This is a genomic window from uncultured Anaerococcus sp. (genome assembly GCF_947253225.1).
In the GTDB taxonomy this organism is placed as follows: Bacteria; Bacillota; Clostridia; order Tissierellales; family Peptoniphilaceae; genus Anaerococcus.
In genome coordinates this window covers 1-6,031 of the sequence record NZ_CAMXYR010000075.1, presented here as the reverse complement: position 1 = coordinate 6,031, position 6,031 = coordinate 1, and the positions used below count along the sequence as shown (strand labels likewise).

The window sequence follows — 6,031 nt, the reverse complement described above, 5'->3', positions numbered from 1 at the left end:
GCACAAAATAGTTATTTTGTGCAATAATTTTCTTGGCTAAAAAATTCTAGCTATCAATACTATCAATATTAGTTATTAGTTTTTTTAATATTAAATGGACTGCTATTTTAAGCAGTCCATTTTTTAGATACATAATTTTATTTTGCAAATTCTATCGCTTTTGACTCTCTTAATACGTTTACTTTGATTTCACCTGGGTATTCTAATTCATCTTCAATTCTTTTTGCAATTTCTCTAGCAATTACAACCATTTCGTCATCAGACACCTTATCTGGTTTAACTAAGATTCTTAATTCTCTACCAGCTTGTAAGGCGAATGATTTCTCTATTCCATCAAATGAATTAGCTATTCCTTCAAGGTTTTCTAATCTCTTAACATATTTTTCTAAGCTTTCACGTCTTGCACCTGGTCTTGCCGCTGAAATAGCATCAGCTGTTTGAACTAATATAGATTCAACACAGTTTGGCTCTACTTCACCATGGTGGGATTCAATAGCATTTATAACATATTTGTTTTCTCCGTATTTATTTGCCACTTCAACGCCTAAACTTACATGTGTTCCTTCTTGTTCACGGTCAATAGCTTTGCCTATATCGTGTAACAAACCTCCACGCCTAGCTATCTGAGCATTTGCTCCAATTTCTTCTGCTAGCATACCTGCAAGGTTAGCAACTTCTACAGAGTGCTTTAGAATATTTTGACCATAAGATGTCCTAAACTTCATTTTACCAACCAACCTAACTAGTTGAGGATGAAGATTAACAACACCAGCCTTCTCTACAGCCTCTTGTCCATCTTCCATAATTCTCTGTTCAACTTCTTCATCAGCTTTATTTATCATTTCTTCAATCCTTGAGGGATTAATCCTACCATCTTGGATGAGTCTTTCTAAGGCCACTTTAGCTACTTCTCGCCTTATAGGCTCAAACGATGAAATTACAACTGCTTCTGGGGTATCATCAATAATTAAGTTAACGCCAGAAACTTGTTCAAAGGCTCTAATATTTCTGCCTTCACGACCTATAATTCGACCCTTCATCTCATCATTAGGTAGAGAAATAACTGATACAGTATTTTCCGCAACTTGTTCAGCAGCATACCTTTGAATTGTCGTTGCTAGAATATCCGTTGCTATTTTTTTACTCTCAGCTTTAACTCTTTCCTCAGCCTCTTTTATAAGCTTTGCTGATTCATGAATCGTTTCACTCTTAACGTTTTTAAGAATTATTTCTTTAGCTTCACTATTGGTGAGTCCAGCGATGTTTTGTAATTCCAATTGCTGTTCTTCGATTAATTTATCAATTCTGTCTTCTTTTTGTTTCAACTTTTTCTGGTCACTAGAGATTTGATCAGATTTTTTGTCAATCAATAAAGATCGATTGTCTAAGCTTTCTTCCTTTTTTAACAGACGAGCTTCTCTATTGTCTAGATCTTTTCTAATCTGTTTAAACTGTTCTTCATTTTCAGATTTTAGTTTAGATATTTCATCTTTAGCCTCAAGAAGAGTTTCTCTTCTTAAAGCTTCTGCTTGGTTATTGGCTTCTTCTATAATTTTCCTGCTTAATTCTTCGGCAGAGCCAATTTTAGATTCGCCTACCTTCTTACGATAAAGATAGCCAGAATTAAAAGCTAGCAATACGAAGGCGACAGCTATGATAAGAATAACAACAATAGGGTTAATACTTTCAAACATCATATCACCTCCTAATATCGGAATAAACATTCCTAAATTATTATACCATATTTTTACTTCTATACGAAATATAATAATTTTAGTTGTGAAATTAATTTGCAAATTTTAAATAAATTTAAATAAAAAGTAAGCAGATTTCTACTTCCTATGAATTATTTTAGCTGGAGCACCAACAGCTGTTGTATCATCTGGTATATCTATGAGTACAACTGAATTAGCCCCAACTTTCACATTATTTCCTATTTTTATATCTCCTAAAATAACAGATCCTGCACCTAGCATTACATTGTTACCAATAGTCGGATGTCTTTTTCCTTTCATATCAGACACAGCACCTAAAGTAACTGAGTGATAAATTAAACAATCATCTCCAATTTCGGCAGTTTCACCTATTACCACACCCATTCCATGATCTATGTAACAACGTCTACCTATTTTAGCTCCAGGGTGAATTTCAATACCAGTTTCAATCCTTGACTTGTAGGCTATCTCTTGTGCTTCATATAAACTACCCTCCAAAAATAACTTATGAGCGTACCAATGATATAATAAAGCTCTAATGCCTGGAGAAAATAAAGCTGCCTCCTCCCTGCTTTTTAAAGCAGGGTCTCTTTTCAAGGCGTTATCTATTAATTCTTCTTTATATTTTTTATAGCTGTTCATTTTCGTATAATTCTGTTGATAAATATCTTTCACCTGTATCTGGCAAAACAGTTACAACAGATTTTCCTTCACCTAATTTGTCTGCTATTTCAATTGCTCCACATACATTTGCACCCGAAGAAATTCCAACAGCAAGTCCTTCTTCTCTAGCTAGTTGTCTACTCATCTCAATGGCAGCATCAGATGCAACATCTATAATCCCATCAACAATGCCAAAGTCAAGATTTTCTGGTATAAAGTTACCACCTATTCCTTGGATTTTATGAGAAGATGCCTTGCCACCAGATAACAATGGACTTTCTTTAGGCTCAATTGCATATACCTTAGTTTCTTTATTAGCTTCTTTTAACCTTCTACCAGTTCCTGTTACAGTACCACCTGTACCCACTCCTGCAATAAAAGCATCTGGAGTTAATTCTTTTAATATTTCAGATCCTGTAGTTTCGTAATGAGCTTTAATATTTACTGGATTTGAAAATTGGTCAGGGAAGAAATATCCATTTTCTTCTGCAAGTTCTTTTGCTTTATTATAAGCACCTTGAAGAGCTCCCTCAGTTGTCCTGATGACTTTAGCTCCATATGCCATAGCAAGTTTTGCTCTTTCTATACTCATTGAAGCAGGCATTGTTAATATAAGTTTATAACCCTTTGCAGCAGCAATAGCTGCGAGAGCTACTCCTGTATTACCGCTTGTTGGTTCAACAATTGTACCACCTTTCTTAAGTAGTCCTTTTTCTTCAGCATCTTCTATCATATATAAAGCTATTCTATCTTTTATAGAACCAGCTAAATTATTCTTTTCCACCTTAACATATATATCAGCTCTACCATCTTTCTTGAGTGATTCAAGTTTTAGTAGAGGAGTATTTCCAATTAATTCTTTAGCGTTATTTTTAATAGTCATAATTATCCTTTCATTTTTTCTATGTATTCATTTATACCCTCAAAAATAGAATGTAAACAAAAAAAGAGAGCCTATGCTCTCTTTATATATTACATATTCATTTGACTTTTAACTTCCGCAGCGAAATCTTCTTCTTTTTTCTCGATTCCTTCGCCAACTTCAAATCTTGCAAATCTTCTAATTTTGATGTTTTCTCCAACATCATTAGCTGTATTTCTTAGGTATTGTTCGATAGTAATATCTGGATCTTTTACAAATGGTTGATCTAATAAGCAAACTTCTGAGAACCATTTTTTCATTCTACCTTCAACCTTTTTCTCAGCAATCATTTTTTTCTTATCTTCAGGCATATTGTCACTTGCTTCGTTTATAGCTTGATTTACTAAGATTTCTTTTTGCTCAGCTACAGCTTTTTCATCAGCATCTGCTTCTGAAATGAATAATGGATTTACTGCTGCAATGTGCATAGCAATATCTTTTGCAAAATTTTTAACAGTATCTGTATTAGCTGAGAAGTCAGTTTCTGTGTTAATTTCAACTACTACACCTATTTTATCATTGTGGATGTAAGAACCAATTACTCCTTCAGCAGCAACTCTTCCTGATTTTTTATCAAGTGTAGCTTGTCCCTTTTCTTTAAGGAGCTTTTGAGCTTGATCGATATCGCCATTAGCTTCTTCCAAAGCTTTCTTACAATCCATCATTCCAGCTCCAGTTCTTTCTCTTAATTCTTTTACAAGTTTTGCACTAATTGCCATTGTAATCTCCTTAGTTTTCTTTTGATTCTTCTAGTGATTGTGATTTTAATTCTTCAGTAGCTTCTTTTATGTCTTCATCAGAAACATCTTCAGAAATTACTTCAACATCTTCTTCGACTTCTTCAGCGAAATCTTCCTCTTCTACATCAAATTGGCTACCTTGATTTGCTTCAACTACAGCGTCAGCTATAACTGATGTTATAAGTTTAACAGCTCTAATAGCATCATCATTTCCTGGGATAGCAACGTCAACTACGTCAGGGTCGCAGTTTGTATCAACAATTGATATAACAGGAATTCCTAGAATTTTAGCTTCGTGAACTGCTATTTCTTCTTCACCTGGATCTACGACAAAAAGTACATCTGGTAGATCTTCCATTTCTTTAATACCGCCAAGATTTTTTTCTAATCTATCCATTTCTTTTTGGTATTGTAATACTTCTTTTTTAGGTAGAAGATCAAAGGTTCCATCTTCTTCCATTGTTTCATATTTCTTTAGTTTTTCAATAGATTGTCTTATTGTTCCAAAGTTAGTTAGCATTCCACCCAACCATCTGTGTGATACATAGAACTGTCCACTTCTCTTTGCTTCTTGTTCTATAGAATCTTGAGCTTGTTTCTTAGTTCCTACAAAAAGAACCCTTCCTCCATCAGCTACAATGTCCCTAACTTGTCTGTAAGCTTCCTCTATTTGGTTAGCTGTTTTTTGTAAATCTATTATATAGATTCCATTTCTTTCTGTGAAGATGTATTTAGCCATTTTAGGATTCCATCTTCTAGTTTGGTGTCCAAAGTGTACACCAGCTTCTAATAACTTTTTCATTGAAACTACTGCCATAAATTTTACCTCCGTTTAGTTCTTCCATCCTCTTCAACTGAAGATTTAACCTAAAAGGCAACGAAATCTCCATCCAAGAATGTGTTTATTCGTAGTACATATAGATAATACTATATATTCGTCTTGATTTCAAGCTTAAAACATAGCTTCTACAAAATTTTCTGAATTAAATTTTTGTAAGTCGTCAATCCCTTCTCCAACTCCTATATATTTAACTGGAACTTTAAGTTCTACTTGTAGAGGAAATATGACTCCTCCTTTTGCAGTACCGTCTAGCTTTGTTAATATAAGACCTGTTATATCAGTAACATTCTTAAATTCTCTAAGTTGGCTTACCGCATTTTGTCCAGTCGCCGCATCCAAAACTAATAAATTATCTCTATTAGAATTTTTAGCATGTGTATCAATAGTCTTATTTATTTTTTCCAACTCTTTCATTAAGTTCTTTTTATTGTGAAGTCGTCCTGCTGTATCGCATATTAAAACATCAACATTTTTAGCTCTTACCGATTTAATAGCATCAAATATAACTGCTGATGGATCTGAGCCTTCTTGGTGGGCTATCATTTCAATATTAGCCCTATTTGCCCATTCTCCAAGTTGATCTATGGCGGCTGCTCTAAAAGTATCTGCAGCTGCAAGCATTACACTCTTTCCTTCTTTCTTTAAGCTACTAGCCAATTTGCCAATAGTTGTTGTCTTTCCAACACCATTTACACCTATAACTAAAATAACTGATAATTCATTTTCTTTAATATTTAGATCATTATCAAGGTTATTTTCGTCTAATTTATGTGTCATTATTTCTTTTAGAACAGGATATATCTCATCGACTTCTTTTATACTTCTTTTCCTTATTTCATCTCTAAGCTCATCAACAATTTCCACTGCAGAAGTCATGCCAATATCTGCAGAAATAAGAATTTCTTCTAACTCATCGTACAAATCATCATCAATCTTCACATTTCTAGTAAAAAGATTCTTTAGATTTGAAGTAAACTGATTTCTAGTTTTTGCTAATCCCTCTTTAAGTTTTGAAAAGAAACCCTTATCATCGGTTTTTTCTTCATTATTTCTATCAATTGTCTTTAAATTTGTTTCTATATCAATATTTTCTGTTCCTTCAATATAATCTGATGTTGAACTTTTATCCTCATAATTAGTTAAATAATTA

Annotated in this window: 6 protein-coding genes; all 6 read right to left on the bottom strand. The window is 33.5% G+C overall.

The annotated features are described in order from the left end of the window. Positions 1–137 precede the first annotated feature (137 nt). A complete protein-coding gene (gene rny / locus Q0W95_RS07235; RefSeq protein ID WP_297791348.1) occupies positions 138–1,697 on the bottom strand; it encodes a ribonuclease Y in 1,560 nt (519 codons plus the stop codon). A gap of 135 nt (positions 1,698–1,832) precedes the next feature. Continuing rightward, positions 1,833–2,357 (bottom strand): serine O-acetyltransferase EpsC, encoded by a 525-nt coding sequence (gene epsC, locus Q0W95_RS07230; protein ID WP_297791346.1) that lies wholly within the window; start codon positions 2,355–2,357, stop codon positions 1,833–1,835. Continuing rightward, positions 2,344–3,261 (bottom strand): cysteine synthase A, encoded by a 918-nt coding sequence (cysK, locus tag Q0W95_RS07225; protein WP_297791344.1) that lies wholly within the window; start codon positions 3,259–3,261, stop codon positions 2,344–2,346. The genes epsC and cysK overlap by 14 nt, the downstream gene beginning before the upstream one ends. 89 nt (positions 3,262–3,350) lie before the next feature. Continuing rightward, positions 3,351–4,019 carry a translation elongation factor Ts gene (tsf, locus tag Q0W95_RS07220; protein WP_297791342.1) on the bottom strand — a complete coding sequence of 223 codons (669 nt, stop codon included), beginning with the start codon at positions 4,017–4,019 and terminating at the stop codon, positions 3,351–3,353. 10 nt (positions 4,020–4,029) lie between these two features. Then, entirely contained in the window at positions 4,030–4,857 is an 828-nt protein-coding gene (rpsB, locus tag Q0W95_RS07215; protein WP_297791340.1) for a 30S ribosomal protein S2, read from the bottom strand. A 135-nt stretch (positions 4,858–4,992) separates the two neighbouring features. After that, a partial coding sequence (gene ftsY / locus Q0W95_RS07210; RefSeq protein WP_297791338.1) for a signal recognition particle-docking protein FtsY occupies positions 4,993–6,031 on the bottom strand: 1,039 nt, incomplete at its 5' end.